Origin of the sequence: Pseudoalteromonas atlantica, assembly GCF_043641955.1 — a bacterium.
Taxonomy (GTDB): domain Bacteria; phylum Pseudomonadota; class Gammaproteobacteria; order Enterobacterales; family Alteromonadaceae; genus Pseudoalteromonas; species Pseudoalteromonas atlantica_A.
The window spans coordinates 61,136-87,096 of sequence record NZ_JBHZRV010000003.1 but is presented as its reverse complement, the minus strand read 5'-3'; the positions used below and the strand labels follow the sequence as shown (position 1 = coordinate 87,096).

General features: G+C 38.5%; 25 protein-coding genes. 8 read left to right on the top strand and 17 right to left on the bottom strand.

Annotation, left to right across the window (positions count from 1 at the left end):
* Nucleotides 1–10: 10 nt before the first annotated feature.
* On the bottom strand, nt 11–982 hold the full coding sequence (locus tag ACHUE3_RS07780) for a hypothetical protein (protein ID WP_394191821.1): 972 nt from the start codon (nt 980–982) through the stop codon (nt 11–13).
* 384 nt (nt 983–1,366) lie between these two features.
* Between ACHUE3_RS07780 and ACHUE3_RS07775 the strand changes: the two genes are divergently transcribed.
* On the top strand, nt 1,367–1,834 hold the full coding sequence (locus ACHUE3_RS07775; RefSeq protein ID WP_394191819.1) for a YcxB family protein: 468 nt from the start codon (nt 1,367–1,369) through the stop codon (nt 1,832–1,834).
* A gap of 35 nt (nt 1,835–1,869) precedes the next feature.
* On the opposite strand, the gene csrA is transcribed toward ACHUE3_RS07775, so the two are convergent.
* The 6 genes from csrA to ACHUE3_RS07745 all read right to left on the bottom strand — a co-directional run bounded on the left by csrA (nt 1,870) and on the right by ACHUE3_RS07745 (nt 7,946).
* Nucleotides 1,870–2,061 carry a carbon storage regulator CsrA gene (csrA, locus tag ACHUE3_RS07770; RefSeq protein ID WP_394191817.1) on the bottom strand — a complete coding sequence of 64 codons (192 nt, stop codon included), beginning with the start codon at nt 2,059–2,061 and terminating at the stop codon, nt 1,870–1,872.
* An 83-nt stretch (nt 2,062–2,144) separates the two neighbouring features.
* A complete protein-coding gene (locus ACHUE3_RS07765) occupies nt 2,145–3,368 on the bottom strand; it encodes an aspartate kinase (protein ID WP_394191815.1) in 1,224 nt (407 codons plus the stop codon).
* A gap of 6 nt (nt 3,369–3,374) precedes the next feature.
* Nucleotides 3,375–5,975 carry an alanine--tRNA ligase gene (gene alaS, locus ACHUE3_RS07760; protein ID WP_394191813.1) on the bottom strand — a complete coding sequence of 867 codons (2,601 nt, stop codon included), beginning with the start codon at nt 5,973–5,975 and terminating at the stop codon, nt 3,375–3,377.
* Nucleotides 5,976–5,994: 19 nt separating this feature from the next.
* Nucleotides 5,995–6,447, bottom strand: a complete 453-nt coding sequence (locus ACHUE3_RS07755; RefSeq protein WP_394192241.1) for a regulatory protein RecX — start codon at nt 6,445–6,447, stop codon at nt 5,995–5,997.
* 8 nt (nt 6,448–6,455) lie between these two features.
* Nucleotides 6,456–7,244 carry a BPSS1780 family membrane protein gene (locus ACHUE3_RS07750; RefSeq protein ID WP_394191811.1) on the bottom strand — a complete coding sequence of 263 codons (789 nt, stop codon included), beginning with the start codon at nt 7,242–7,244 and terminating at the stop codon, nt 6,456–6,458.
* Nucleotides 7,245–7,322: 78 nt separating this feature from the next.
* The gene (locus ACHUE3_RS07745) at nt 7,323–7,946 is read right to left on the bottom strand and encodes a GTP cyclohydrolase II (protein WP_099296373.1); all 624 of its coding nucleotides are present in this window, start codon (nt 7,944–7,946) and stop codon (nt 7,323–7,325) included.
* Nucleotides 7,947–8,433: 487 nt separating this feature from the next.
* On the opposite strand from ACHUE3_RS07745, the gene ACHUE3_RS07740 reads away from it, so the two are divergent.
* Nucleotides 8,434–9,513 carry an energy transducer TonB gene (locus tag ACHUE3_RS07740; RefSeq protein ID WP_394191809.1) on the top strand — a complete coding sequence of 360 codons (1,080 nt, stop codon included), beginning with the start codon at nt 8,434–8,436 and terminating at the stop codon, nt 9,511–9,513.
* 39 nt (nt 9,514–9,552) lie between these two features.
* Here the strand turns inward: ACHUE3_RS07740 and ACHUE3_RS07735 are convergent, their stop codons facing one another.
* The 5 genes from ACHUE3_RS07735 to ACHUE3_RS07715 form a co-directional block, all read right to left on the bottom strand.
* On the bottom strand, nt 9,553–10,002 hold the full coding sequence (locus tag ACHUE3_RS07735; RefSeq protein ID WP_394191807.1) for a low molecular weight protein-tyrosine-phosphatase: 450 nt from the start codon (nt 10,000–10,002) through the stop codon (nt 9,553–9,555).
* A gap of 11 nt (nt 10,003–10,013) precedes the next feature.
* Nucleotides 10,014–10,433 carry a tetratricopeptide repeat protein gene (locus ACHUE3_RS07730; protein ID WP_394191805.1) on the bottom strand — a complete coding sequence of 140 codons (420 nt, stop codon included), beginning with the start codon at nt 10,431–10,433 and terminating at the stop codon, nt 10,014–10,016.
* 50 nt (nt 10,434–10,483) lie between these two features.
* On the bottom strand, nt 10,484–10,699 hold the full coding sequence (locus ACHUE3_RS07725; protein WP_394191803.1) for a TIGR02450 family Trp-rich protein: 216 nt from the start codon (nt 10,697–10,699) through the stop codon (nt 10,484–10,486).
* A 92-nt stretch (nt 10,700–10,791) separates the two neighbouring features.
* Nucleotides 10,792–11,127 (bottom strand): zinc ribbon domain-containing protein YjdM, encoded by a 336-nt coding sequence (locus tag ACHUE3_RS07720; RefSeq protein WP_394191801.1) that lies wholly within the window; start codon nt 11,125–11,127, stop codon nt 10,792–10,794.
* A 173-nt stretch (nt 11,128–11,300) separates the two neighbouring features.
* On the bottom strand, nt 11,301–11,549 hold the full coding sequence (locus ACHUE3_RS07715; RefSeq protein WP_394191799.1) for a hypothetical protein: 249 nt from the start codon (nt 11,547–11,549) through the stop codon (nt 11,301–11,303).
* Nucleotides 11,550–11,736: 187 nt separating this feature from the next.
* Here ACHUE3_RS07715 and ACHUE3_RS07710 point away from each other — a divergent pair, with 187 nt between their 5' ends.
* The 3 genes from ACHUE3_RS07710 to ACHUE3_RS07700 all read left to right on the top strand — a co-directional run bounded on the left by ACHUE3_RS07710 (nt 11,737) and on the right by ACHUE3_RS07700 (nt 15,080).
* Complete coding sequence (locus ACHUE3_RS07710) at nt 11,737–12,885, top strand: hypothetical protein (RefSeq protein WP_394191797.1); 1,149 nt, start codon at nt 11,737–11,739, stop codon at nt 12,883–12,885.
* Nucleotides 12,886–13,043: 158 nt separating this feature from the next.
* Nucleotides 13,044–13,943 (top strand): LysR substrate-binding domain-containing protein, encoded by a 900-nt coding sequence (locus ACHUE3_RS07705; protein ID WP_394191795.1) that lies wholly within the window; start codon nt 13,044–13,046, stop codon nt 13,941–13,943.
* Between the two features lie 654 nt (nt 13,944–14,597).
* Nucleotides 14,598–15,080 carry a YqhA family protein gene (locus ACHUE3_RS07700; RefSeq protein ID WP_394191793.1) on the top strand — a complete coding sequence of 161 codons (483 nt, stop codon included), beginning with the start codon at nt 14,598–14,600 and terminating at the stop codon, nt 15,078–15,080.
* Nucleotides 15,081–15,089: 9 nt separating this feature from the next.
* Here the strand turns inward: ACHUE3_RS07700 and ACHUE3_RS07695 are convergent, their stop codons facing one another.
* Nucleotides 15,090–16,733, bottom strand: coding sequence for a methyl-accepting chemotaxis protein (locus ACHUE3_RS07695; RefSeq protein WP_394191791.1), 1,644 nt, complete (start codon nt 16,731–16,733; stop codon nt 15,090–15,092).
* A gap of 347 nt (nt 16,734–17,080) precedes the next feature.
* On the opposite strand from ACHUE3_RS07695, the gene ACHUE3_RS07690 reads away from it, so the two are divergent.
* Together ACHUE3_RS07690 and ACHUE3_RS07685 are read left to right on the top strand one after the other, a co-directional pair.
* Nucleotides 17,081–17,620, top strand: a complete 540-nt coding sequence (locus ACHUE3_RS07690) for a heme NO-binding domain-containing protein (RefSeq protein WP_394191789.1) — start codon at nt 17,081–17,083, stop codon at nt 17,618–17,620.
* Between the two features lies 1 nt (nt 17,621).
* Nucleotides 17,622–19,343, top strand: coding sequence for a response regulator (locus ACHUE3_RS07685; protein ID WP_394191787.1), 1,722 nt, complete (start codon nt 17,622–17,624; stop codon nt 19,341–19,343).
* Nucleotides 19,344–19,404: 61 nt separating this feature from the next.
* Here the strand turns inward: ACHUE3_RS07685 and ACHUE3_RS07680 are convergent, their stop codons facing one another.
* Entirely contained in the window at nt 19,405–20,721 is a 1,317-nt protein-coding gene (locus ACHUE3_RS07680) for a hypothetical protein (protein WP_394191785.1), read from the bottom strand.
* A gap of 341 nt (nt 20,722–21,062) precedes the next feature.
* Between ACHUE3_RS07680 and ACHUE3_RS07675 the strand changes: the two genes are divergently transcribed.
* Nucleotides 21,063–23,243, top strand: coding sequence for a GAF domain-containing hybrid sensor histidine kinase/response regulator (locus ACHUE3_RS07675; protein ID WP_394191783.1), 2,181 nt, complete (start codon nt 21,063–21,065; stop codon nt 23,241–23,243).
* An 11-nt stretch (nt 23,244–23,254) separates the two neighbouring features.
* Here the strand turns inward: ACHUE3_RS07675 and ACHUE3_RS07670 are convergent, their stop codons facing one another.
* The 3 genes from ACHUE3_RS07670 to ACHUE3_RS07660 all read right to left on the bottom strand — a co-directional run bounded on the left by ACHUE3_RS07670 (nt 23,255) and on the right by ACHUE3_RS07660 (nt 25,801).
* A complete protein-coding gene (locus ACHUE3_RS07670; RefSeq protein WP_394191781.1) occupies nt 23,255–24,001 on the bottom strand; it encodes a substrate-binding periplasmic protein in 747 nt (248 codons plus the stop codon).
* A gap of 187 nt (nt 24,002–24,188) precedes the next feature.
* On the bottom strand, nt 24,189–25,067 hold the full coding sequence (locus tag ACHUE3_RS07665) for a tetratricopeptide repeat protein (RefSeq protein ID WP_394191779.1): 879 nt from the start codon (nt 25,065–25,067) through the stop codon (nt 24,189–24,191).
* Entirely contained in the window at nt 25,064–25,801 is a 738-nt protein-coding gene (locus ACHUE3_RS07660; protein WP_394191777.1) for a hypothetical protein, read from the bottom strand. Before ACHUE3_RS07660 ends, ACHUE3_RS07665 begins: the two co-directional genes overlap by 4 nt.
* Nucleotides 25,802–25,961 lie beyond the last annotated feature (160 nt).

The window sequence follows — 25,961 nt, the reverse complement described above, 5'->3', positions numbered from 1 at the left end:
CCAAAGACGCTTAATTACATATCTGCGTTAATACTTTCGCTGATTTTAGACTGCTTATTTTCCAAGGTTGTTGCTGTGCAGTTAAGTCGATTGAGACCTTTGCCATATCATTAAACAAATAGTCCCCTGGCGCATTTAGACGGGTCAAATGTTTACTTAACTTCTGCTGGCAAAAAGGTCCTGTGTCACCATGTATTACTAATACAGGTTTGGCAACCGTCTTTGCAAACTCAGAAAGCGCTTCTCGGTACACTTTAAATCCATCACACTGATCCACAACCGTTTTGCTGCAGGCTGGTTGCGCCGTACCGTGAGTATATATATCGGCTTGAAACCCTATAACATATGCTTTCGCTAATGGGTCTGCGCGCGACAACCACTCAAGGTTTAATGCATCCCGTTGCTGTGCTGCCTGATTCGCTAATGCTTTATCAGTTTTTAATACTTGCCGACGGCCGTTATGAGTCCCTGCGATATGTAAGGTCATAAATTCAACCCCTGCAAGTTGCCAACGTGCATTCTCGATCATGGTTTGCTGTGTTTTGTATTTCGCTAACCTACTTGCTTGTTTTAGGTAGTCTGGCGTGTACATCAAGCGTTTAAGAAATGCTAAACGTTCAAGTTCATCAAAACGAGGCTTTAAACTATTACGGTCACAGTCAGTCCACTCATTATCGCCTGGGGTATATATAAATGGCCTACTTGTCAGCCCACTTAGTAGCTTTTTATTACTCATTAAAAGCTCATTTGTACAAGGCTCTGAGCCTGCTTTTATATCGCCTAGATGCATTAGAAATGAATGGGGTGTCTGCTGTATTTTTTTGGCTAAAATACCATTTTTGTTCAAGCTCACCTTATCCACAGAAGTGTAAGGCATATCAGCAATAACTAAAAAGTCAGTATCGGTTGCAGAGTTTAACGGTTCGCTCACCAAGGCTGGACTGTTAGATAAGACCTGCAGTACAGTTAACATTAGAAACATATTCATTCCAAAAGGCTAAAACTATGTTTTAGTTAACCACTTTATAAACATAATTAAAAGAAACGGCTTTTTCTATTATACCCAAACCACCTCAAGATACAGAATTCAGCGTTTCACAGGGGCTTAATATCAAGGCGTTACTTTGCAATAATGGCCATCCCTTTTAAGAAGGAACAACGATGAGAGTAAGTTCCTGTGAAGCGCCCAATGGGTTGGCTTAAAAGCGATTTATGCTGCGTTATCGATTTTAACAATAGAACCACTATTATTTGCAATCAATGCCTTGCCTAAATCGCTTTTAATTCCAACTGAAACTCGAATCTTGAGGTGATTTGGGTATAGTCTTGTTAAAATACATCAACAGTTAAAACCTATAGCCTAATTATGCAATTTAATACTAGCTACACACTTGATAAGCCTTACTTTTATGAGTGCTTCGATGAGTCACTTCCCTACAGCACCCAAGCTAAGCCTAAATACGGCCTTTTAATATTACTCATTAGTTTAGGGTTAATCTCAATTTATGCTTTAGAGCAGCATTATCTCGGTAACTTTATGATTGTGGCAGCTATTGTGGAATGTATTGCCTTTTACTATCGCAGGCCATGGTGGGTAACACGCCAAATGCTGAGCCGTGCATCAGGTTCAAAAGCAAAATTAACAATTGATGAAACAGGGTTTAGCAGTGAAAACCCACACAAGAGTTATCAAATTACATGGCAGCAAATTGATGATGTTATTTTTACACCTCGTGGAATTTTACTAAAAAATAAAAAAGGCATGCAATATATATCTAAAAGCATCCTCAGTGATGAAGCTATCGCTTACATAAAAAAAAGAGCCGCTAAATAGCGGCTCTTCAATATCAAATTAAATTGATTAGTTGATTAAGCATTACCCGGACTAGGGTTAGACTTTTCAGCTTGAATACGCATGTAAATTTCTTCACGATGAACTGAAACGTCTTTAGGTGCATTAACACCGATACGTACCTGATTTCCTTTAACACCTAGTACAGTGACAGTTACTTCGTCACCAATCATTAGGGTTTCACCTACTCGACGAGTTAGTATTAGCATTCTCTTGCTCCCATGTTCCAATAAATTAAAAGATTCCGCTTTCGTATCTTAAAGAAAATAAACCTTAAAAGTAAGTAAAAACTCTAAATCGATTCACTTTCTGTCAAAAAAACTTTGTGTAATGCACGAACTGCCAGCTCTAAATATTTCTCTGCGATCAAAACTGATATTTTAATCTCAGATGTTGATACAAGTTGCACCGTTATATTCTCTTGAGCTAATGCATCAAAAAATAAACTTGCCACACCTGAATGTGACTTCATACCAACACCAACTGCTGATACTTTAGCAACTGAACTGTTCCCAGAAATATCGGTACTACTAATAATATGGCGGTTATTTCGCAATACTTCAAGCGCTTGTTCAAAATCATTGGTGTGCACCGTAAAAGCATAGTCTACTTTTTCAAAGTTATGATTAACTTGATTAATCATATCTACTTCGATGCCACTCTTTGCAAAAACTTTCAAAATTGCCGCCAAGTGATGCGTACCACTTGGTACACCATCTATACGAACTAAACTCTCATCACGATTAAAAGCAATACCTGAGACTACGGATTTTTTCATATCGGTTTCTTCAAAGCTGATCAACGTTCCTTGATCGGGGTTAAAACTGGATAAAACACGAATAGGTAGATTATATTTGCCAGCCGCCTCTACACAACGAATATGCAATACTTTAGCGCCTAGACTTGCCATCTCAAGCATTTCTTCAAAAGTTACATGGCTCATTCGTCGCGCTTTAGGCTCAATACGCGGGTCCGTGGTATATACGCCATCAACATCAGTATAGATTTGGCACTCATCTGCACCAATGGCACCAGCGACTTCCACCGCAGAAGTGTCTGTTCCGCCTCTTCCTAACGTAGTAATGTTACCCTCGATATCTCTTCCTTGAAAACCGGCAATTATGGCAATGCGGTTATGTTCAAGCTCGTGCTTTAAACGAGTGGCTGCGACATCAGTAATACGCGCTTTACCAAACATATTATCGGTTTGAATATTAACTTGGTCGGCGAGTAAGCTCACCGCAGAATGACCCCGTTTTATAATAGCCATGGCAAGTAAAGCAATAGAAACTTGCTCACCAGTGGTGACTAAAACATCTAGTTCACGGCTGCTCGGGCGAGCATCGATTTGTTTTGCAAGATTGATAAGGCGATTAGTCTCTCCAGACATTGCTGAGAGCACTACCACCACTTGATGACCTTGTTGCTTGGTTTTCACAACAAGGTCGGCGACAGCTTCTATACGCTCAATAGAGCCTACCGAAGTGCCACCAAACTTTTGGACTATAAGGGCCACTTAAATTTATGCGCGCTCAGTAAGCCAAGCTGTCACACTGTCTAAGGCTGTGCTTAAGTTTTCTGGTTGTGAGCCACCAGCTTGCGCCATATCAGGGCGACCACCGCCTTTACCACCAACCTGTGAAGCCATGTGATTTACTAGCTCTCCTGCTTTAACTTTACCGGTTAGGTCTTTGGTAACACCCGCAATCAGACTGACTTTAGCACCATCAGCAACGCCAAGGGCAATAACACCTGAGCCAATCTTGTTTTTCAGGTCATCAACCATGCCACGTAAGGCTTTAGATTCAGTCCCTTCTACATTGGCAACAAGCAGTTTAATACCATTAACTTCAACAACAGAATCAAGTAACGATGCGCCAGCGGCACTGGCTAATTTATCGTTAAGCTGTGCAATTTGCTTTTCAAGACCTTTTGACTTTTCAAGTAAAGCAGTTACTTTTTCAAGTACTGATGCGCTGTCACCTTTAACAAGCGCAGCTACGTCGTTTAAGTGTTGCTCTTGCTCGCTAACGTAAGCAATCGCGTCAGCGCCTGTTACCGCTTCAATACGGCGAACACCCGCAGCTATGCCACTCTCTGATACAATTTTGAACAAACCAATATCACCAGCACGCTTAACGTGAGTACCACCACATAGCTCAATTGAGTAATCGCCAATAGTGACTACGCGTACTTCGTCATCGTATTTTTCACCAAATAGAGCCATTGCGCCTTTTGCTTTAGCGTCATCAATGGCCATAAGCTCAGTATTTAAAGCAAAGTTACGGCGTATTTCATCGTTCACTACACGTTCTATTTCACGAAGCTCATCTTTTGTTACGGCTTCAAAGTGCGAGAAGTCAAAACGTAAACGCTCAGGGTCAACTAAAGAGCCTTTTTGCGATACATGATCACCCAACAATTGGCGTAATGCTTCATGCAAAATATGTGTAGCTGTATGGTTCTTTTTAACGCGCTCACGACGCGCGTCATCAATAGTGGCTTCTACCTTATCGTTAACACCTACACGGCCAATAACAGTACCGTGATGGGCAAACGCGTTACCTAGCTTAGTGGTATTGGTAACAGCAAACTCACCACCTGCAACTTTTAATGTACCTGTGTCGCCTATTTGGCCACCAGACTCTGCATAAAAAGGTGTACGATCAAGTATCACTATCCCTTGTTGACCATCTTCAAGTACTGAAACAGACTCACCTTGGGCAAACATTTCAATGACAGTGCCACTGTAATGAGTCGCATCGTACCCTTTAAAGTCAGTGTGTTTATCAGATTTTAATTGTTGATTGTAATCTGCACCAAACTTACCTGCTTGTTGCGCAGTTTTACGTTGCACATCCATGCACTCTTGGAAACCTTGCTCATCAATCGTCATAAAGCGTTCACGAGCTACGTCAGCGGTTAAATCGGCAGGGAAACCATAGGTATCATAAAGTTTAAATACTAATTCACCAGGGATCACATCGCCATTCAAGTTCGCTAAGCTATCTTCTAAAATAGCTAAGCCACGCTCAAGCGTTTTACCAAACTGCTCTTCTTCAATACGTAATACTTTTTCGATGATTTCTTGTTGTTTTGCAAGCTCAGGGTACGCCTGACCCATTTGCTCAATTAGAGCAGCAACAAGCTTGTAGAAGAATGCACCTTGAGCACCTAGTTTATTACCATGGCGCACAGCACGACGAATAATACGGCGCAGTACATAACCACGGCCTTCATTTGAAGGCATTACACCGTCTGAGATTAAAAATGCACATGAACGGATATGATCCGCTACTACGCGCAGTGACTTATCGTCCATATCTTGCGCATTGGTTACTACCGCTGCTGCTTTAATTAGGCCTTGGAATAAATCGATTTCGTAGTTTGAGTGCACACCTTGTAAAATAGCGGCAATACGCTCAAGTCCCATACCGGTATCAACAGACTGCTTTGGTAGTGGCTCCATAGTGCCGTCGCTTTGACGGTTATATTGCATAAATACCAAGTTCCAAATCTCGATGAAACGGTCACCATCTTCTTCAGGTGAACCTGGAGGCCCACCCCAAATTTCTTCACCATGGTCATAAAATATTTCAGAACATGGACCACACGGACCTGTATCACCCATTGACCAAAAGTTATCTGCGGTATCAATACGAATGATACGCTCGCTTGGTAAGCCAATGTCTTTTGACCAATAATCAAACGCTTCTTCATCGGTGTGGTAGATAGTAACAAGTAGCTTTTCTTGCGGAAGTTTCACTATTTCAGTTAAGAACTGCCATGCAAACTTTATTGCATCTTGTTTAAAATAATCACCAAAACTAAAGTTACCTAACATTTCAAAAAATGTATGGTGACGCGCTGTATAACCTACATTTTCTAAATCGTTATGCTTACCACCGGCACGAACACAGCGTTGTGAGCTGGTTGCACGGTTATAAGGGCGGCTTTCTGCGCCTAAAAATACATCTTTAAATTGCACCATACCGGCATTATTAAATAATAACGTCGCATCGTTACCCGGGATCAGCGAGCTTGATGGAACAATTTGGTGTTGTTTAGCGGCAAAAAAGTCTAAAAACTGTTGCCTGATTTGTGCGGTAGTCATGTGCTGCATTTGAAAGTCTCACCCATTTTTACTGTGCTTGCATTGCAAAATCTATTTGTTCGTAACTGAACCCTCGATACATCAAATAGCGCGTACGCTTGGCTTTTTCTTTGTAATCGAAATCGTTCTGTGTATTTGAATACTTTTTTAAATACGCTTCCTGCGCCAGTTGAAACCAGTCTACTTCCATTGTTTCAACAATTGTACTGAGCAAGGCTCTATCAATTCCTTTCGCCATAGCTTCGCTTTGTATGCGTTTCAAGCCATGCTTTTTAGCAATATGGCGGCGCACAAACCATTCAACATAACGCTGCTCATTTATAAAATTGTGCTCTTCACACCAATCTAATAAAGCCTCGATAAATTCAGGCGTCGCCTCTTTATGCTGTAATTTCTTTGTTAATTCGCGCCGTGAATACTCTTGTCGTCCGAGTAACCAGAGCACGTAATTTTTCAGCTTTTTTTTAAGCGTGTCATCCATTTGTGTCATTAAGCGTCAAAACGCCCGGTATCATTAGACTGCGTAAGCTCTGTCGTTTCACTTTGCGCTGGTGGTACCACAGGCATAAAAATAGCTTGGTATGATACAAAAAAGCTAATGTAGCAAATTGGCATTAAAACCAACAGCGGTATAAAAGTTAAAAACGCAGATATAACAATAAATACGGCACAAATAGCACCATAAACACTTAATGCAGCGACATTATGGTAGAACACCATTAACGAGCTTTTTAACACTTCAAGAATACGTTTTTGCTGATTAAAGTAAACCAAGGGTACGGCATAGGCAAAAGCAGTAAGGTAAAACGAGATAGCGATTAAAAACAACGCTATATTAGCCATAGAAATACTGTCAATCACTTGCTGTATTGCAACATTAGGGTCAACATTCGGATCGCTCATAATAGCAACAGCTTCTGCAAATAGACCATTAGCGAGTAATGCCATTAGCACTCCAGCTGCCATTTGATAGAGCGCTAAACGAAGGAGCCCTAGGCGATTACCTTTGGCTGAGAAAGGCTTGAGTATATCTGCCAACATAATTTTGCCGCCTTGCTGTTTGGTCAACACAGCTTGATAAAAACCCGCAGTTAAAAATGGGGTTGCCAGTGCAGCAATGATTTGTAAGAAAGGCAAAAATAGCGATAACAACCCAACTATGCCGATAAATAAATGCATAAATATAAAAGTAAGCGGTTGGGTTTTAAAAATAAGCCAACCGGCTTTAAACCACTTAACACCAGCGTCAGCTTTAAATACTCGTAACTCGATTGACATACATGCTCTTAATTTAAAAACAAAACACGCCGAGTATAACTCGGCGCTGGATGGGATTACAGAGGTGAGGCCGCAAAACTACGGTTTTTTAATCTTCTTTATGTCTAACATGTGCGCGCCATGCTTTATTTTTGTTTCTAAGTAAGACTTATTGCCTGCTACACCCGCTTTAATATGAGCATGAGTGCCAATAACTGCGTCAACTTCAATACCCGCATCCTTTAAAGCATTTAGCTTTTTCGGGTTATTGGTCATTAATTTAACATGCGCCAATCCCATTGCCTCAAGCATTAACACAGCATCAGAAAAATCACGTAAATCATCTGCAAAGCCTAAATGATTATTTGCTTCATAGGTGTTCATACCTTGAGACTGCAATACATAAGCATCAATTTTATTATACAGGCCAATTCCTCGGCCTTCTTGGCGTAAATAAAGTAAAATCCCTCCTTGATTGTGCATCATTTCAATACACTCGTTGAGTTGCTCACCACAATCACAACGTGATGAATGAAACACATCACCGGTTAAACACTCTGAATGCATGCGAATAAGCGGCACTTTTTGCTCGCTATCAGCGCGATTAAACACTAAGGCTACATGCTCTTGGCCATCATTTAAGCCGCTGAACGAGATTATTTCTGCGGGGATATCACTGTTTTTTCCAACGTTAAGCTGGACTCTAGCTCTTACTTGCGCCACGACAAATCCAAATATAAAAGTAAATGCGATATAAAATGCGATATTATCACAATGAAGTGCGGATGTATGTTCACCGCATAAAGTGAAAACTATGTTGAGGCTATCACTTACAATTCAAGCATTATACCCAAGCCACCTCAAGATGCGAGTTTCAGTTGGAATTAAAAGCGATTTAGATAAGGCATTGATTGCAAGGAATAGTGGTTCTATTGTTAAAATCAATAACGCAGTATAAATCACTTTTAAACCAACCCGTTGGGCGTTTCACAGGTACTTACTCTCATCGTTGTTACTTCTTAAAAGGGATAGCCATTATTGCAAAGTAACGCCTTGATATTAAGCCCCTGTGAAACGCTGAATTCTGAATCTTGAGGTGGTTTGGGTATATACCCAAGTTAAAAGCCACAGTTAACATTTAATATCTGCATAAATGACACGTGCGTACCTATTTGGTAGTATTCACTAACACAAAGTAATAAGGATTATTATGAAGGTATCAACTTTAGTGCTGTGTTTCGGTTTAGTCTATAGTAACTATGCATTAGCTGATGACAATTTAAACGTTGAGTTTAAAAGCGCCTACCACGATTATTTGACAGCCCAGCAAGGAGGCGAAAACGCCTACCCTTTTGCTAAACAAGCCTACACTTTAGGAAAACAGCTATACGGTCCTACATCGGATAATACAGCAAATCTTGCGACTAATTTTGCAAATGAACTTAAAAACAAAAGCAAAGAGTCAAAAGCTGAGCGTTTTGATTTGTTTAAAAGTGCTTATAACATATTAGCCAAAAACCATTCTGAGAATAGTTTAATCTTGGTCGATTCGCTCACAGGTATGGCTAATAGCGCAGCAACAGCCTCTCATGCAGTGGATTTGTATGACCAAGTAATCGACCTTGCAAAGCATAACAACCAGTTTAAGTTAGCAGCTGACTTGCAGCTAGCTGCAGCCAAAGATTTTGCCTATTCACACTTCGGCAGAAAACATTTAACAGCACGAAAATACTTAAAGCAAGCGGATGAGTATTATACAGAAAATCTACCGGAAAATTCTGTAGAACGAGTTAAAGCTGATTTTTTAGTTGCCGCGTTTGCACAAGGAAAAAAGCAATATAATAAAGCTATTAAACGTTTAAACCGCATTGTAAACGTATTTGATAATGCGTTGAGCTTTGACCATCAAGCAGAACTTAGTGCACACTCTAAGCTCGTTCACCTTTATGAATTAAAAGGTCAAAGTGAAGAAGCGACCAAGCACTGCATTGCGATTGCTAAAATGGTGCCATGGAAAGAAAATCAAGAGCAAACTCCGCTCTATCGAGAAAACCCTGACTACCCTTTGAGTAAAGTTAAACAAAGGCGCAGTGGCTATGTGCAGATGGAATTTGATGTAACGCCAACAGGGTTTGTAGAAAACATCAGCGTACTAAAATCTGTTGGCGGAGTTGCGTTTGAAAAGGAGGCATTAAAAGCCATAGAAAAATGGCGCTACGCACCTAAATTTGAAGATGGCCGTGCTGTACTGGCAAAAACCAAAGTGCAACTCGATTTTAAAATACGTTAAACACCTTATTAATCAAAAATAGCCCTGTTAAGGGCTATTTTATAATGTATCGAGAATAGCCTCACTCGCCTCTTCAATTAAATCAAGTACGTGCTCAAAGCCATTTTCTCCCCCATAATAAGGATCTGGAATTTCGTCGTTCACTGAATTACCGTAACTTAAAAACAAGGCTAATTTATACTGTAAATGTGATGGGCAAAGTGCGGTTAAATCAGTTAAGTTGGATTTGTCTGCAGCTAGTATTAAATCAAAATAGTCAAAGTCATGAAGACTAACTTTACGCGACTTTATACCTTTAAAGCTATAACCACGCTTTAATCCTGCAGCCTGTGAACGCTTATCAGGTGGATTACCTGCGTGGTAGCCAATTGTGCCAGCCGAATCGACCTCTACAGCTACCTTACGCTCTGCCACTTTTGCCTTTAAAACGGCTTCTGCAGTGGGTGAGCGACAAATATTACCTAAACACACCACCAACACTTTTTTCATCGCTTCTTCCTTTAGCCTTTTAACTCAGTCAATAAGTCGTCAATTTCCGCTTTTAGTTCATTATCTGCAATTTTGTTCGCACTCACCTTGGCTTCTTCAAGGGCTTTAATTGCCTGCGGTTGTTGGCCTAATTCAACATGCATAGTTGCTAATGAGTAGCCTATTGATGACATGTAATCTTTTGCATTAATAGCTGATGCTTTCGCCAATGCTTTTTCGTATAGCGTAATTGCATCACTAAATTCGTCAGTAAAATCAGCTAACGTTTCCCACTGCACAGGGTGATCTTTATCGGTATTATCGTTTTCTATACACAGGGCTTTGAGATCATTGTAAAGCGCGTCAAATTTCTTTTGATCTTTTCTCTGTGCAGCATGAACAAGATCGCCAGCAAGATTTAGTACACGTTTATACAGCTTTGTATTCATCATTTTAAAGACCCTTTATTGTAGAAATGAAATAATAACACACTCGCCGCTTTTTATTTCCACCCTTGGAGCCAAACGTCTTGCTCTTTAAGCTGTCGCCAATCAATTAATTGAGTTCGTTTTGACATTACAGCTTCTATCTCACAATGAATTACCACACCCTCATCATCAAATTCAATGTCGGTAATTATAAAGTGTTTTTCTTTATTACTAGGTGATACTGCTGTCCACTTACTGCGTAATAACTTGCGAGGATTTATTTGGTTCATTGGCATGCCTTTGATAGTAAATTTAGTTTATACGCTTATCAGTCTTTACTCGTTTTATACAACAAAACTCTAATTACACAGCGTCTACCTTATCAAGCTTTTTTTACAAACTTAGCAGTTACCATCATTTCACCAACGCCATCCACTTTACAGTCAAGCTCATGATCTTTTGTGTCTTTAATCCAGCGAATAACAGCTTTAGTGCCAATTTTAATAACTTGAGAGCTGCCTTTTATTTTTAAGTCTTTAACCACCGTCACTTTGTCACCCTCAGCTAACAGTGTTCCATTGGCATCTTTAACTTTTATAGCATCGTCGTCGTCATTTTGTGTGGGGTCCCATTCAAACGCACATTCAGGGCAAATCAATAGAGTTTGATCTTCATAAACGTAATCAGATTGGCATTTGGGACAAGAAGGTAGAGACATAATTAGCACGCATAAATAAATTTTTGCTTATGGTAATGGCTCATCATGAGTTTGTCTATTGAGGTGCTTATACGAGATATAAACCAGCACTAAATGAATAACTTTCTATGGACCGTGTAATCCACGGAGTCAGTTTAGCGCACTATATGCATAAGCACCTTTTGATAATGCGACTAATGAGGCTTTTTAGAACCGCCACGCACTAGATCTTTGCCATTTTCATATACTTCTTGCGTTACCCAACGACCTAACAATAATTTATGAGCATCATCAAGCACAGCAATAAATGGACGTTTATTACTGTTGTTGGTTGCTAATGCCAAACCTGAAACATTCTTTAAACCTAAACCACCGCTTTCAACTAAACGGATAAATGCGTCAAGCTCTTCAAGGGTGTCAATGACATCGTTATCATTAATCATACTATTTACTCTTTAATAAATTAATGAGCATAGAATACCAGTTATAAAATATTTGATAAATGAGCGTTGCTTACTATTAAACTAAGTAGATGCGATTTTGTTAATAATCGATTTTATTTGCGCTAAACTTTTATCCATAGGATAGTAACTCTAGCCTACCAATACGCTGTAACTAAATAGGATACTCATGAAAAATGTTTTACTTGCTACTGGCTTAATCGCTTCATCGTTTAATGCTCTTGCAGCAAACTTAACAACTGAAGAACTGCGAATTGAAAGAGCCACAGCGGCTATGCCAAATGTGGTTACTGCGTTTTCTGACAACGTGGATTCGTTAAAAAAATCATGGCAAAGTGTCAGTAGTTATCAGCAAGCAACCGATTTAATTAATGGTTACGCAAAACAACTCTGGCGCCATGCTAAAACACAAATAACTCAAACAAATAGCTATGACGATCGCCAATTGTATTGGGCACGTTTACTTTCAAGTAAAGTTATCCGCTCTAATAAACCTGATTTTGCCATAACAGATGCAGAGCGTTTAGCACTTCTAACGATGCTCGAAAACGGTAGCCGTGGCCGCACAGATCTTGCCTATACAAAAAACACAGATAAAAAAATCTTACTTACAGGCTTTGACCCATTTCTACTCGATAAACACATTAATCAAAGTAACCCATCAGGTGTGGCAGCCCTATTATTAGACGGCCAAGTGATTAAATATAAAGGTATAACAGCTGAGATAAATACAGTTATGGTTCCGGTACGTTACGCCGACTTTGACCAAGGTATTATTGAACAATTACTTGCGCCTTATTACGCACTAAATAATGTGGATATGATTGTTACGGTTAGCATGGGCGGTAAAGAATTTGACTTAGAGCGCTTCCCGGGAAAACGCCGAAGCGTAACAGCGCCAGATAACGTAAACATTGTTTATGGTGGAACAGCCTCAGCCCCTAAAATTTCCAGCTTGAATGATCGACCTCTTCCAGGTGATGAATTTGTTGAATTTAGCTTACCTGTTACACAAATGCTTAAAGCCAAAGGTGCATTCAAAATAAATGATAACCATAAAGTAGTCACTCTTGAAAAAGCCTTTGAGCCTAAGTCTTTAAAAGAGCTTGAAGGCGCAATCGCTGTGAAAGGAGGCGGCGGCGGCTATTTATCCAACGAAATTTCATATCGCAGCATCCGCTTACGCAAAGAGTTGAATTCAGACATTCCAACTGGGCATATCCATACTCCACGTATTGCCCAGTTTGAGCCTAAAACTGAAGCTAAAATAGTTAAACAAATTCAGTCAATGCTTGAGCATAGCCTAACAGCTTTATAATACATATAGTGCCACTTTTCTCCTAAAATATTAAGTGGCACTATAACCTCCCCCTTTTAGCTCCTATGCACTTTACAACAAACAAAAAACATTGAATTTTATTCACCTATTCATGCTTTTAATTTATGCTTAATTAAAAGATTTTCGGCCTATTATCAATGAAACATAAATACCCTCCCCTTCACCTTCTCAGTATTTTTGAAGCTGCTGCAAGGTTAGAAAGCTTTAAAGCCGCCAGTGAGGAGCTTTTTATAACCCCTTCAGCAGTCAGTCACCAAATTAAGGCCTTAGAGTCACATTTAGGTTTTGATTTATTTCAACGTAAGAGCCGAGGAGTCGCGGTAAATAATGCTGGCAAAATATATCTACAATATATTCAAAAAGGCTTAGGCCAATTTGAGCAAGGCACAAAAAAACTACAACAACGCTTTGCATCACCTTCTCTTAAAATTTCATGTTTTACAACCTTAGCTAGCAATATGCTCATACCCCAACTCGGCGCATTCCAAGAGGCTCACCCTGACATTGAGATAAGAGTCGAAATCGGGAACAAAGTATCTGATTTACAATATGAAGATATTGATTTAGCCATTAGGTTAGGTGATGGAAACTGGCCAAACAGCATTGTTCATAAGTTGACTGACATTCAAATCTCAGCGGTATGCTCACCTAGCTTTGCAAATGAACACAAGCCACATTTACTTAAAGATATAAGCCGTTTACCATTAATCGACTTTACCTATGTAGACGACGCATGGTCATATTGGGCAAAATATGTAGGGTTAAATCTAAAAGATAGTAAACGCTCACTGAGTTTCAACGATTACGACTCGGCAATCAATGCCGCCGCACAGGGACTGGGGATGGCATTAGCGATGTTTCCAATTGAGAATATCCCATTAAGCAGAGGAGTCATTGTAACGCCGTTCCAAAATTCCATGCCTTACGCAAAATCATTATATGCGGTGTACCGCCCTGAAGACGCTGAGCGTCACGATATAAAATGTTTTCTTAATTGGTTAAAAAAGTCTGACCTCATCACCAGCAAGGGTGAATAGCATTCACTCTTAGCGTGAATATTATCCTTTTGTCAGACTTTTCATTTGTTTCTAAAATGAGCGCAATTAGAAGCAAATGGAATGATCAATCATGCTCACCAGAGTCATACTTTTCACTTATCGAGTGATAGCAATTAACATTATCTTATCGCCTATAGCATTTAACGTGGTAATACGCGGCGATGTGGTGCCTTCTTTGGTTTACATTCCCTTACTATCTTTGGCATTACTATTAGCTTGCATGTACTTGGATAGTAAGTTGGAGCAAATATTAATAGCCAAATAAAGTAGTACATCTAAATATTTAAAAGAGCCTGAAAGCGCAATCGCTGTGAACAGAGAAGTGGCTATTTCTACAACGAAATTTTATATCGCAGCGTTCATCTACGTACAGAGTTGAATTCAGACATTCCAACCGGGCATATCCATATTCCGCGTATTGCGCAGTTTGAGCCTAAAACTTAAGCTAAAATAGTTAAAAAATTCAAGCAATGCTAGAAACGAGTTTAATCGTATTATAACACTGTACCTTAAGCGGTAACTATAATAAGAAAGAGGAAAGGCGCCCCTTTCTCTTTTAAACATAAACCGAAAAAATCGAGTAAGGTCGCCAATTTACTGTATGCTTACTAACAGTATTGTTATGATTTTAAAGTGAGTTACCATGGAACGTATTTTTCAAAACAGCCGTTTTTTGTCCTTATCGCAGTACTGACAGCTGCCATTTCTGCATTTCTTGTCTATGTTTCGTGTATCAATATCGTGTTTCACCTTATCAAAGCAACAGTTTTTAATTTACCTGACTCAGCAAAAGGTGGCAAAGAGCTTATTGTAGAGCTATTAAAGGTTTTAGACTTGTTATTGATCGGTATTACACTTCAGGTCATAACAATTAGTTTATACCGCTTGTTTATAACACCTAACAGGCCGCAAAAGAGTCAGTTTCTTGCCGCTTTTCATATCGAAGACTTCCATGACTTAAAAATCACTTTAGTACAAGTGACATCCGTTGTCCTAGTTATTCTATTTTTAGAACATGCTGTAGAATTTGGCGGCACAATTGAGACACTTTATTTAGGTATCGCTGTTGCTGTTATTATTGCCGCCTCTACATTTGCTTGGCGCTCGATGAAATAAACCAGGCAGTTACACCTTAAAAAAGCCAACTTCTTTTTTAAGTGATGTTGATAAGTCACTCAAAATTTTAGTTGCCTTGTCATTTTTATTCATGGAATCGATAGTGTTTTCAGACATCGCTGCTACCTGCTCCATTGCTGTACTGAAATCGGTCACAACTTGAACCTGATCCGTCGCTGCACTTGACACTTGTTTAACAAGCTCCAACGAGTCTGTTGCTTGCATTTCAATATGTTTCAACAATTCTGTTGCTTGCATTATTTGTTTTTTACCATTTTCAACTTGAGGTTGGGTGGTCTCCATTGCAACTACGGATGCTGCAGTTTGGCTTTGTACATCATTAACCATCGACTCTATTTGTGACGTCGCCTCCCCTGTACGCTTTGCTAACTGCCTCACTTCATCCGCTACTACAGCGAAACCTCTGCCAGACTCTCCAGCTCGAGCCGCCTCAATTGCGGCATTCAGTGCGAGAAGATTCGTTTGTTCAGATATACCACTTATCACACTTGCAATGCCGCCGATTTGCTTGGTATTTTCATCTAACAACTTGATCTGGTTTACCGTTTGGTTAACCGTTGTAGCTATTTGCTCCATCTCTTGCGCCGCTGAATTTACTATTTTACGACCTTCCATAGCATTATTAGCTGTTTTTTCAGAGTTAATCTCCGTTTGAGCCGCAATATCAGCCACTCTATCAATGCTTGAACTCATATTTCCCAATTGAGAAATTGTTTCGATTGTTAACTGAGCTTGCTGTTGAGCACCGTTTAAAACAACTGTTGAGCCATCCGAAACCTCTTCAACTTTATCCTGAAGTTTATCTGAAGCATGAATAATATTTTTTGCAATACTAGTGAGTTTCGTACTCATTGTATCTAGCGAATCTAATATGCTATTTGAGTAAGGTGTTTTGAGACTTTTCGTTAAATCCCCCTCCGCCAAAACAGCAATAACTTCTTGCGCTTCATTTAGCTCTCCACCTAATGTCACCCGCAAACTGCGCTCAATTAAAAAGCCAACAGCAACAGAAAAACCTATCGCAATTGCACACAGAATCAACATAAAGTTTTGAAACGTACCCGCAACATTTCTCGCTTGGGGCGTTGCAATTTGGTTCTGCTCTTCTTGATAATCAATAAACTGGTTTATGGTGTTAAGCCATTCAATAAAGGCAGGCCTTGCTTCATTAAGCACTTTCTGATCAACCTGTTGACCAGCTTTTTTCATGTTAATAATTGTCTCAACGATGGGAAGCGTTTTGGTTTGAATATCTTCAATACGTTTAAGAACATCGCGCTCTTTAGCGGTAAATGCGACACCTTGGCGTAACATCTGCGCCATTTGTGATTCTGATTCTGCATAAAAAGATTCTAAGCTGCGGATTTCCTTTTCATACTGTGATATTCGTGCTGTGCTATCTGCTATTGCAATATCTCGTATGGCAATAGCTCTATCATGCACACTGCCTCTAAAGTTTATGGCATAGCGCTGCTTTACAGAATTTAAGTCCGTAATTTCCGCTAACGTTCTATCAATATAATTTACACGGTTTATTCCTTGTACTGTTAATAATACCAACAGCGCTAAAACAAGACCAAAACCGATAGAAAGCCTAGCTTTAATAGATAAAGATGAAAAGAAGTTCAACATAAAAACCCACTAATTAAAACCTGATTAATAGCTCAAAGGCTATTTTGAATTAGATGTACTTTTCGCAAAAGTAAAAATACATGTGACCTGCTTTTTTACGCTTTAAAACACTGCTCGACACTTACCTAAAAAAGGTAAGTCATTAAAAAAGAACAGTTTAAAACTAAACTAACAAAAAAGAGTATAGAACAAACACAAGTTTAACATTTTTTAAATAATTTTCCCGCCAACGCGCTCGATTATTGCAAAAAAAGCACCCGTTAAAATAATTCCAACCAGATACACATAAATTGTATTTTTTACGATTCTATCTAAACTTTAATTAATACACTCTAAAGAGCACTCACATGAAAGGCATAGTCTTTACCGAATTTTTAGAAATGGTCGAAAATGAATTTTCCTATGAAGTAGCTGATAAAATAATAGAAGAAAATTCACTTTCTTCCGATGGCGCCTACACCAGTGTAGGTAATTACGACAATAAAGAACTTATAATGCTCGTAACCTCTTTAGGTAATCACACAGATACCCCTGTTGATGAACTAGTCCATGCCTATGGAAAGTATTTGCTGAATCGATTTTTTGTCCTTTTCCCACACTTTTTTGATTCAGTAACTAACACATTTGATTTTCTTGACACAATCGACCGTCATGTTCATATCGAAGTAAAAAAACTATATAACGACACTGAGCTACCGAACTTTGAAACTATTCGTATCAGCCCAAAAAAAATGCAGATGATTTATCGCTCAGGTAACCCATTTGCTTGTTTAGCAGAAGGGTTAATTGAAGGAGCATGCGAGCACTTCAAAGAAAAAATAACTATCCAAAGCGATATAAAACCAGATTATCAAACAGCCACCTTCACATTAACAAAAGTAGCTTGAAATGGATGAGGAGCTTTATAAAAGGCGCATAGAGCGAGAACGTCGCGCTCGAAAAGAGGCTGAGTCTCTTTTGGAGCAAAAGTCATTTGAATTATACCAAGCGAATAAGACGCTCAAAAATGCAGCAGAAACACTTGAGCAAGAAGTCGCTGCTCGTACTAGTGCTTTAAACAAAGCAAAAGAAGAAGCCGATGCAGCAAATCGTGCAAAATCGATGTTTTTAGCGAATATGAGCCATGAGATACGCACGCCAATGAATGCAATAATTGGCATGGCTTATCTAGCATTAGATACAGATTTAAATGACAAACAATATGACTATGTCGAAAAAATCCAACAATCCGCTAAGTCATTGCTGGGTATCATCAACGACATTCTAGACTTTTCAAAAGTAGAAGCTAGTAAGCTTGAGCTCGAGAATGAAACCTTAAACGTTAATGATTTTTTAGCTAATCTTGCTAATTTAGCCAGTAGTTTGATAGAAAAAAATAATATTGAAGTGAACTTTGAGGTTGATGATGCCGTTCCCGATTTTATCATTGGCGACGCATTAAGACTTAATCAGGTTTTGCTCAATTTATTAAGTAATGCAATTAAGTTTTCTAATGGAAACAATGTAACACTCAAAATAACGGTGTTAGCTCAAAACAAAGACAGTATTGATATTAATTTTAAAGTGTTAGATCGCGGTATTGGTATGAGTAAAGAGCAAATAGAGTCTTTATTTAAACCTTTTTCACAAGCTGATGTATCGACAACTAGAAAGTTTGGTGGCACAGGGTTAGGGCTTGTTATCAGCAAGAAAATTGTTGAATTAATGGGAAGTGAAATACGTGTTGAAAGCCACATAAATAAAGGGAGTTGTTTTGGTTTTGATGTTTCTTTAGGTAAGCCGTTAAAACAAACTACAAGCGCTCACCCTATTTATAAGCACAAACGCGCACTTATTATTGAGCAGCTTGACGTGAGTGAAACTATCCTTTACGACATGCTAAATAAATTAAACATCACCACAGATACAATCAGTTTTCACGATAAAAAACTTACAACACCGAGTATTTTAAATAACTACGATTTTATTTTTATAGACTGGCATATTCTCAATCAACAAGAAAATACGAGGCTCATACAGCTCAAATCACAATTGTCTATTAATATTAAAAAGCTCATTATTCTCACTTCATTTGAAAACAAGCAAGTAAAAGATTGCCTTGCTAATTTTAATAAAAGTGCTGACGAACTACTGTTAAAACCGATCATCAAAGGTAATTTAAACAAAACACTTGAACATGTGATGGGCATGTCTAAAAAGAACAGCAATCAAGCTGATAATACCTGCTTAAAAGATCTTCTGGGTGCTAAAATTTTACTGGTGGAAGACAATCCATTAAACCAACAAGTGGCCTCACAAATACTGCGCAAAAATGGCTTTATAGTGGAAATTGCATGTGATGGTCTTGAGGCACTAAAAGCTATTCAAGCTGCTGATTACGATTGTATTTTAATGGATTGCCAAATGCCTAATATGGATGGTTACACTGCAGCAATTGAAATTAGAAAGCAGCCTAAATATGCGACTATCCCGATCATAGCGATGACAGCTAACACGATGGAAGCCGATTTAAATAAAGCAAAGCTGTCAGGTATGCAAGGCTACATAGCTAAACCAATTGAAGTAAAAAAAATGTTTGAGGTGATTGCAGATCAACTAGGAAGCAAATAGTAAAGCAGGCTGTTAAGCTTTTAATAAAGGGCCAAACCACAAAGTCTGGCCCTTTGATTAATTAATAAAGATCAGCTCTCATAGTCAAATACACATAATTGCTAAATTCAGGCTGCGTTATATGCCCACCTTCGGCAATTCTTTCCAATAATGTACGATACGTTGCCGCATCAGTTGCATTACCTGCGTAACCGTATAAGTGTAAATCCAATAAATCGAGAGTAACATTTCCTTGCGGCTCAGGAAAAACATCACCAAACGACAAATCAGGTATCTCACCACTAATGCCACCTCTTAGAATCCAGTCAAAACGAGTTTCCATCGCATCATCAACTAAAAAGCTGAATTCCCATCGAGCGCGAGCAAAACGCTCATCAGCATTGCTAAAGTCATAAGTAAGCTCAGTATTATTAGCAAATTGTACCAAACTAACAGCGAGCTCATCAGAAATAACAGGGAGTCTAGTATCTGTATGACTACCATCATCATTCACACGATCTCTTGCGTAACTGACAAAATCGACATCAACGTAATCAACATAGCTTGACTCAAAGTCAAGCTTGACTAAAAAGTTATGATCAGTAACGGATGGAAATATATGAAGAGGTTTAGAATTAAGTTCAGAGCTTGTGCGAATTAGTTGATATTGATGTTCTTGCGGTATATACGCTCGGGAACTAACATACTCAGCGTATTGATTTATGCTTGGGTAAAAATCAACACCTTGATGTTTAAAGTCAGACTCTTTTAGTTTGATGATTTCGGAGCCTGTAGGTATATCTATAACAGCCGCTTTTACATCATAGTCTCTAAAAGATTCCGCTGTTAAATAAACCTTCTGATCACTAGGGCAAACTCTAATACTATCGCCCAAGTAGCTACCAAAACTTGTTTTCAAGTCATAGTAATTGGCAATATTCCCTAAGTCAGACTTGTCCAATTGATACGTCTGACAACCACAGTCTTCAGTGTAATCCGTAAAATAAAACTTACCAAGATTGGTACGACCTTGAATACTGAGTTCACTTTGAATTTTAGTGTAGTCTTCAAAATCGCTATCTTTCTCAGCTCCAACAATCGAAACATGTACTGTACCAATAGGGATTTCATCAGAAAACTCACCTTGCGCATTGGTTTTAGACGAGCCGAGGGGTTCTCCGCTTGCATCATGAAAAACAATGTCAGCTTGATAAGGAGATTCAACGCCGCACTGGTATGTATATGCGTTTAACGAAATAGTCTGTGCTTGAACGGTTGAACCTGTACTTGCTGTTTGAGAACTTGAACTAGTTGATTCATTCTGCGATGAACCACCGCCGCATGCAGTTAGCGCCAAGGTTAGCCCTGAGACAATAGGTAAAAGTATAAATTTTTTCACATTAATCCATTAAATTTATTGTTATTTCAGTTGTTTATTATCTAGATTTACGCTTAGTCAATGCAAGTGCAGTAATCAGTAATTTGTATTAAATTGTAAACAATACGCATAAAGCATTCTTTAATAGCATACTTATTTCGCTTAACAGCGGACTGCACTTTTTCAAACATGCCAACTTTAAACTATACTCACTTTATTACTGGTTAAGACTTACACCTGCTAGTGTGCAGACATGCACTTTTCGAGTAAATAAAAAACAATTCCCACTATAAACTAGCTAATTTGCCATTATTTTCATAGGATTAGTACATAGTTAAAACTCACAAGCACAGAGCAATACAATGATAAAAGCGCAAATACCCGAAGATGAAATCTCGAGGCTAAAAGACTTGTATGAATATGACATATTAGACACTGAAGCTGAAAAAGTATTTGATGACTTAACAAAACTTGCTGCTGATATTTGTGAAACTCCTATTTCGCTTATCAGTTTAGTCGACCCTACAAGGCAGTGGTTCAAGTCAAAGTACGGTATTGAGGTGAATGAGACTGAACGAGATATCGCATTTTGTTCTCACGCTATTTTGCAAAAACAAATTTTTGAAATTCAAAATACTCTTGTCGATAAACGCTTTCATGACAACCCTCTTGTAACAAACGACCCTAGTATTCGCTTTTATGCTGGAGCACCACTTTTAACGCCTAGAGGAAATGCGATTGGTACATTGTGTGTTATTAGTGACGAGCCAAAAAAACTAGATGAGAAACAGGTTAATGCCCTGACTATTTTGGGCAAAGAGGTTATTACCCAGCTTGAACTTAAACTACACAATAAAAAGTTAGCTAATGCACTTAAGAGTCAACAAGCACAAAACCAAGAACTAATAAAACTTAAAGAAGAAGCCGATGTTGCCAGCCATTTAAAAAGTAAATTCTTAGCAAATATGACTCATGAGCTGAGAACCCCACTGCATGGGATTTTAAATTTAGCAGAATTTGGACTCGCTGAAACAACACTATCGGATAAGGACAGCTCGCTAACTAATATATTAAATTCTGCGCGTTACTTATCGAACATAGTGAATGACATATTAGACTTTTCAAAAATTGAAGCTAATAAGCTAGAAATAGAGCACATCAGTTTTGATCTTAGAGAAGTTGTTAATAATGTTGTTAAACCTCAATTGAAGCAGGCGACCAAAAAAGGAATAAAACTCAGTTTATTTATAGATCCCAAATCAGCCGCCACTTTACAAGGCGACCCTATCAGAATATCCCAAATTTTAAATAACTTATGCTCAAACGCCATTAAGTTTACCAAGCAAGGGAAAGTAGAGGTTAATGTCAATGTAAAAAACCTCGACAAAAACTCACAAACCATAGAGTTTGAAGTTATTGATACCGGGGTGGGTATTGACGAGTCAGTGCAAAATAATTTATTTAAAGAGTTTCACCAAGCAGATATATCTACGTCTAGGCAATATGGTGGGACTGGCCTTGGCCTGACTATTTGTGTTCGCTTAAGTGAATTAATGAATGGCAAAATTCATTTTACAAGTACAAAAGGTAAAGGGTCTAGGTTCACTTATTTACAGACCTTTGATGCCTCAACCTATAACACAATCCAAAGTCCGAAAATGACGGTTACCGACTTACAAGGCTGCCACATTTTGGTTGCTGAAGATAATAAAGTGAATCAAATAATCGTTAGCAAAATGCTCAAAGCGCATAACACCAATGTGGTATTCACTGATAACGGCAAAGAATGCGTTGAATATTTTAAAGCAAATCCTGTCGACCTAATCTTTATGGATATCCAAATGCCTGAAATGGATGGAATGCAGGCAACTAAAGCCATAAGAGCAACTCAAAATGGTCAATCTGTTCCAATCATCGCGATGACCGCAAATACGATGAAGCAGGATATAGAGTACTATCTGGATATTGGTATGGACGGTTATTTAACCAAACCGTTTGATAAGACAAAGTTTAATCGCTTATTGAACGTATATAACCCAAATAACCTTGATCTAAAAAACTTAGCCATAAAGATAAGTGACCCTAATACATCGCGAGATTGGAAACTAAAACAAATTTGCAAGGAATTAAAAGCCCTCATTCCAAACTCAAACCGCGTAAGCCTTTGGCTATTTAACAAAGATTACAGCGCCATAAATTGTTTGATTTGCCTCGACGAGCACAATCAAATCATGTCTGATACATCTCTAACGGCGAATGACTTCCCTGAATACTTTGATTACATTTTAAAAAACCAAATACTTGATGCCTCCGATGCCAGAAACAACGAAATTACCAAACAGTTTAATAAATCGTACTTTGAACCGTTTGATATCTATTCATTACTTGATTACATCTATCTAATTGACAATAAACCACTAGGCGTTATTTGCTGCGAAAGTGTTGGCTCACAAGTTATATGGGGTCAGGAGGATAAAGAATCATTGGCTATAGTTGCTGACATAACCAACTTATTTTTATCAGAGCAGATAAAGCAATTTTAATTAGTCATACCTCATTTAAATACGTTTTGTTGCCATTCGCTGTCATGTTCGAGTGTCGATACTAAGTACTGCAAATGTTGAAAAAGTACTTCCTGCTTTTTAGGCACTAATATCCGTCTATGGTATTTGTCATGAGGCTGGGCTGATAAGTGAAATACAGTCGCCTTTACAGAGTCAGATAAGTAATACTCATACATGGATCGCCCAATAATTGCCGCATCAATGCGCTTCTTTTTTAACATAGTGAGTAATGCTTCTTCATCAACTGTGTCAACTCGCCGTATTGAACCTACGTCAACCAGCTCATTGATCCCTTTATAATAAAATCCCCGAACTCCTCCCACTGTTTTGTCGGTTAATGAACTAGGCAATGTATATTCCACAGGCGCTGCTTGTAATGAAACCACTTCATCACGATCTTCAAATACTTTGCTGGTCCAAAGGTACTTTTGTTCGGCGCTATCTTTAAACCACTTCGGGTTTACACCCAGTAAAATACCATTCATTTCACTTCGTTCGAGCATTACCTCAATGCGCTTTCTTGGCACATACACAAGTTCAAACTGATAATCACAACTCAAGCGATTTAAGTTTCTTACAAATTCAAAATATAAACCCGCTTTTGTATCAATGTCGATAATTAATGGCGGTTGCAAATGGTAAGCGTACACCTTAACCGTTTGTTTGACCTGCTCAGCAGATGCAACTGGACATATTAATAATAAAAGTAACCAATACCTTGCCATAATTTTCTGCATATAAACTCAATAGATAGGTTATTAAGCGCGTTGTTAATTAACTATAGCTTATGCCCTACTATTTCTCTGGAAACTTATCACTGGTTTTACACATAATCCAAAATTTATTTATATAAAATTAGAACAATCACTTACGATACATCTTTTAAAGTGAAAGCGAGGTTTCCTTGGTCATTGTAGAAGTATATCAATTCTTAATTTGAGCTAATTGCTCTATTAATTGCTTATCCTCGGTAACTTCAGCAAGTAAACGATATTTTTTAGCTTGGCGTGTATCATTATTAAGCGCATATAATTGCGACAAACGGTAATAGGCCCAGTTCAAACTAGGCAGTGACTCATTTAGATCGCCTTTGCTGTATTTTTTTAATGATTCAATTCCCAGTAAAATATTCGTTTTACTAAACACAGCATTGCGACCAAGCTGATATAAAACGTTTTGCCTCAAAGTATGGTTTTGTGGATTTGTTTTCAACGCGATTTCAAACTGCATATGTGCTTTATCAAACTGTTTAACGTGTTGAAAAAGCAGCCCTAGCTCATACGCTATAGCAGGTGTTTTTCTCTCACTCTGCTGATACTTCAATAGCTTTACTGTTAAAGCTGAATCATCAAGAGTCTGTTTATAAAAATCAAGTTCAGCTAATACGCCCTGTTCTTGATTACGTAATTTAATTGCTTTTACTTGCTCAAAAGCAAGTGCTTCACTACCACCAGCAATTGCTGGGGCGCCAAGATAAAAGCTAATTAACCCCTTTTTATATGTAATATTCTCAGGCGCTAAAGCAACTGCTTTTTTCATACATGCCAGTGACTTTTTTGCATAACTAAACGCTTTTAAAAATGCTTCTCCCGCTTGCCTGCCCATAATTCTGCCACAATAAAAATGAGTTAAATGATTCTGTGGATGTTCTTCTATTAACTCACTTATTAATGCTTCAGCGGCATCTAAGTTACTATCAATCATCGCAATTGCTTGTGCATTTAGTGTATCGACTTTTTCAACCGCGTTTACTGATGAACAAAATAGCGTCAATAAAAACATAACTCGCATCATATTTTTCATTTATTTAATCCTTTAGTTTCATTAGCATATTTGCGAGAAAGAACAGAGATAAATATAACTCCCACAAGCCCTGGTGCGACCCAAAACATAATTTGCATAAACCCTGTAGAAGTAAATATATGCCTACCACCAAATGCAATAAATGCAGTGTATGCGGCAATGCCTGAACCGATATACCCGGCCAAGTGCTCAACTAACCAATCGGTTTTTTTTATGTGTTGCTTAAAGGTGAAATGTAAATTGGTAATAGAAATAAACAAGCCTAACGGGCCAAATACCAACATTAATATGTGCCCTGTAACAATGCCAAACCATAAAATAAGCGCTCCACTCACTAATAACAAAAACGTTATGAATAACTGAAATGGCCCTTTGATACTTTGTTGGTCTACTTTTGCTTTGAGCACAAGTTTGCCATAGCGTACAGACACCAGAGTCAACAACGATAAATGAAAAAGTAACAACGCAAAACGTACAATCCCCTCACGCACCTCGGCCTTATTTACGCTATCTACAAAAGCCTCTGGCTTTACCCACTCAGGAATGGCAATCGATAACAACGCCATCGCCATACCTGTGATAACCACCCCGTACATGGATAAGGTATACCAGTTACCAAATTTTTTATGCCGTGGTGAGCCTTTTTTACTATAAGCAGGGAACCAAAACAAAAATAAGGCGCACATTCCTACGCTAATATGCCCAGCCAACATAATCTTAAAAATAATGTCCATAATTTATAACCTCAAATAATGTGTTGATTTGAAGTATCTAAAAATATGCCTTGTGATGAGAGTGCCAAAAGTCACTTTTTTGTTTGAGTACTTAAAAAGTAATAAACGGGCTATATCATTTGCGCAAAAAATTGAACAACCTAACTTGACCTGTCTAAGA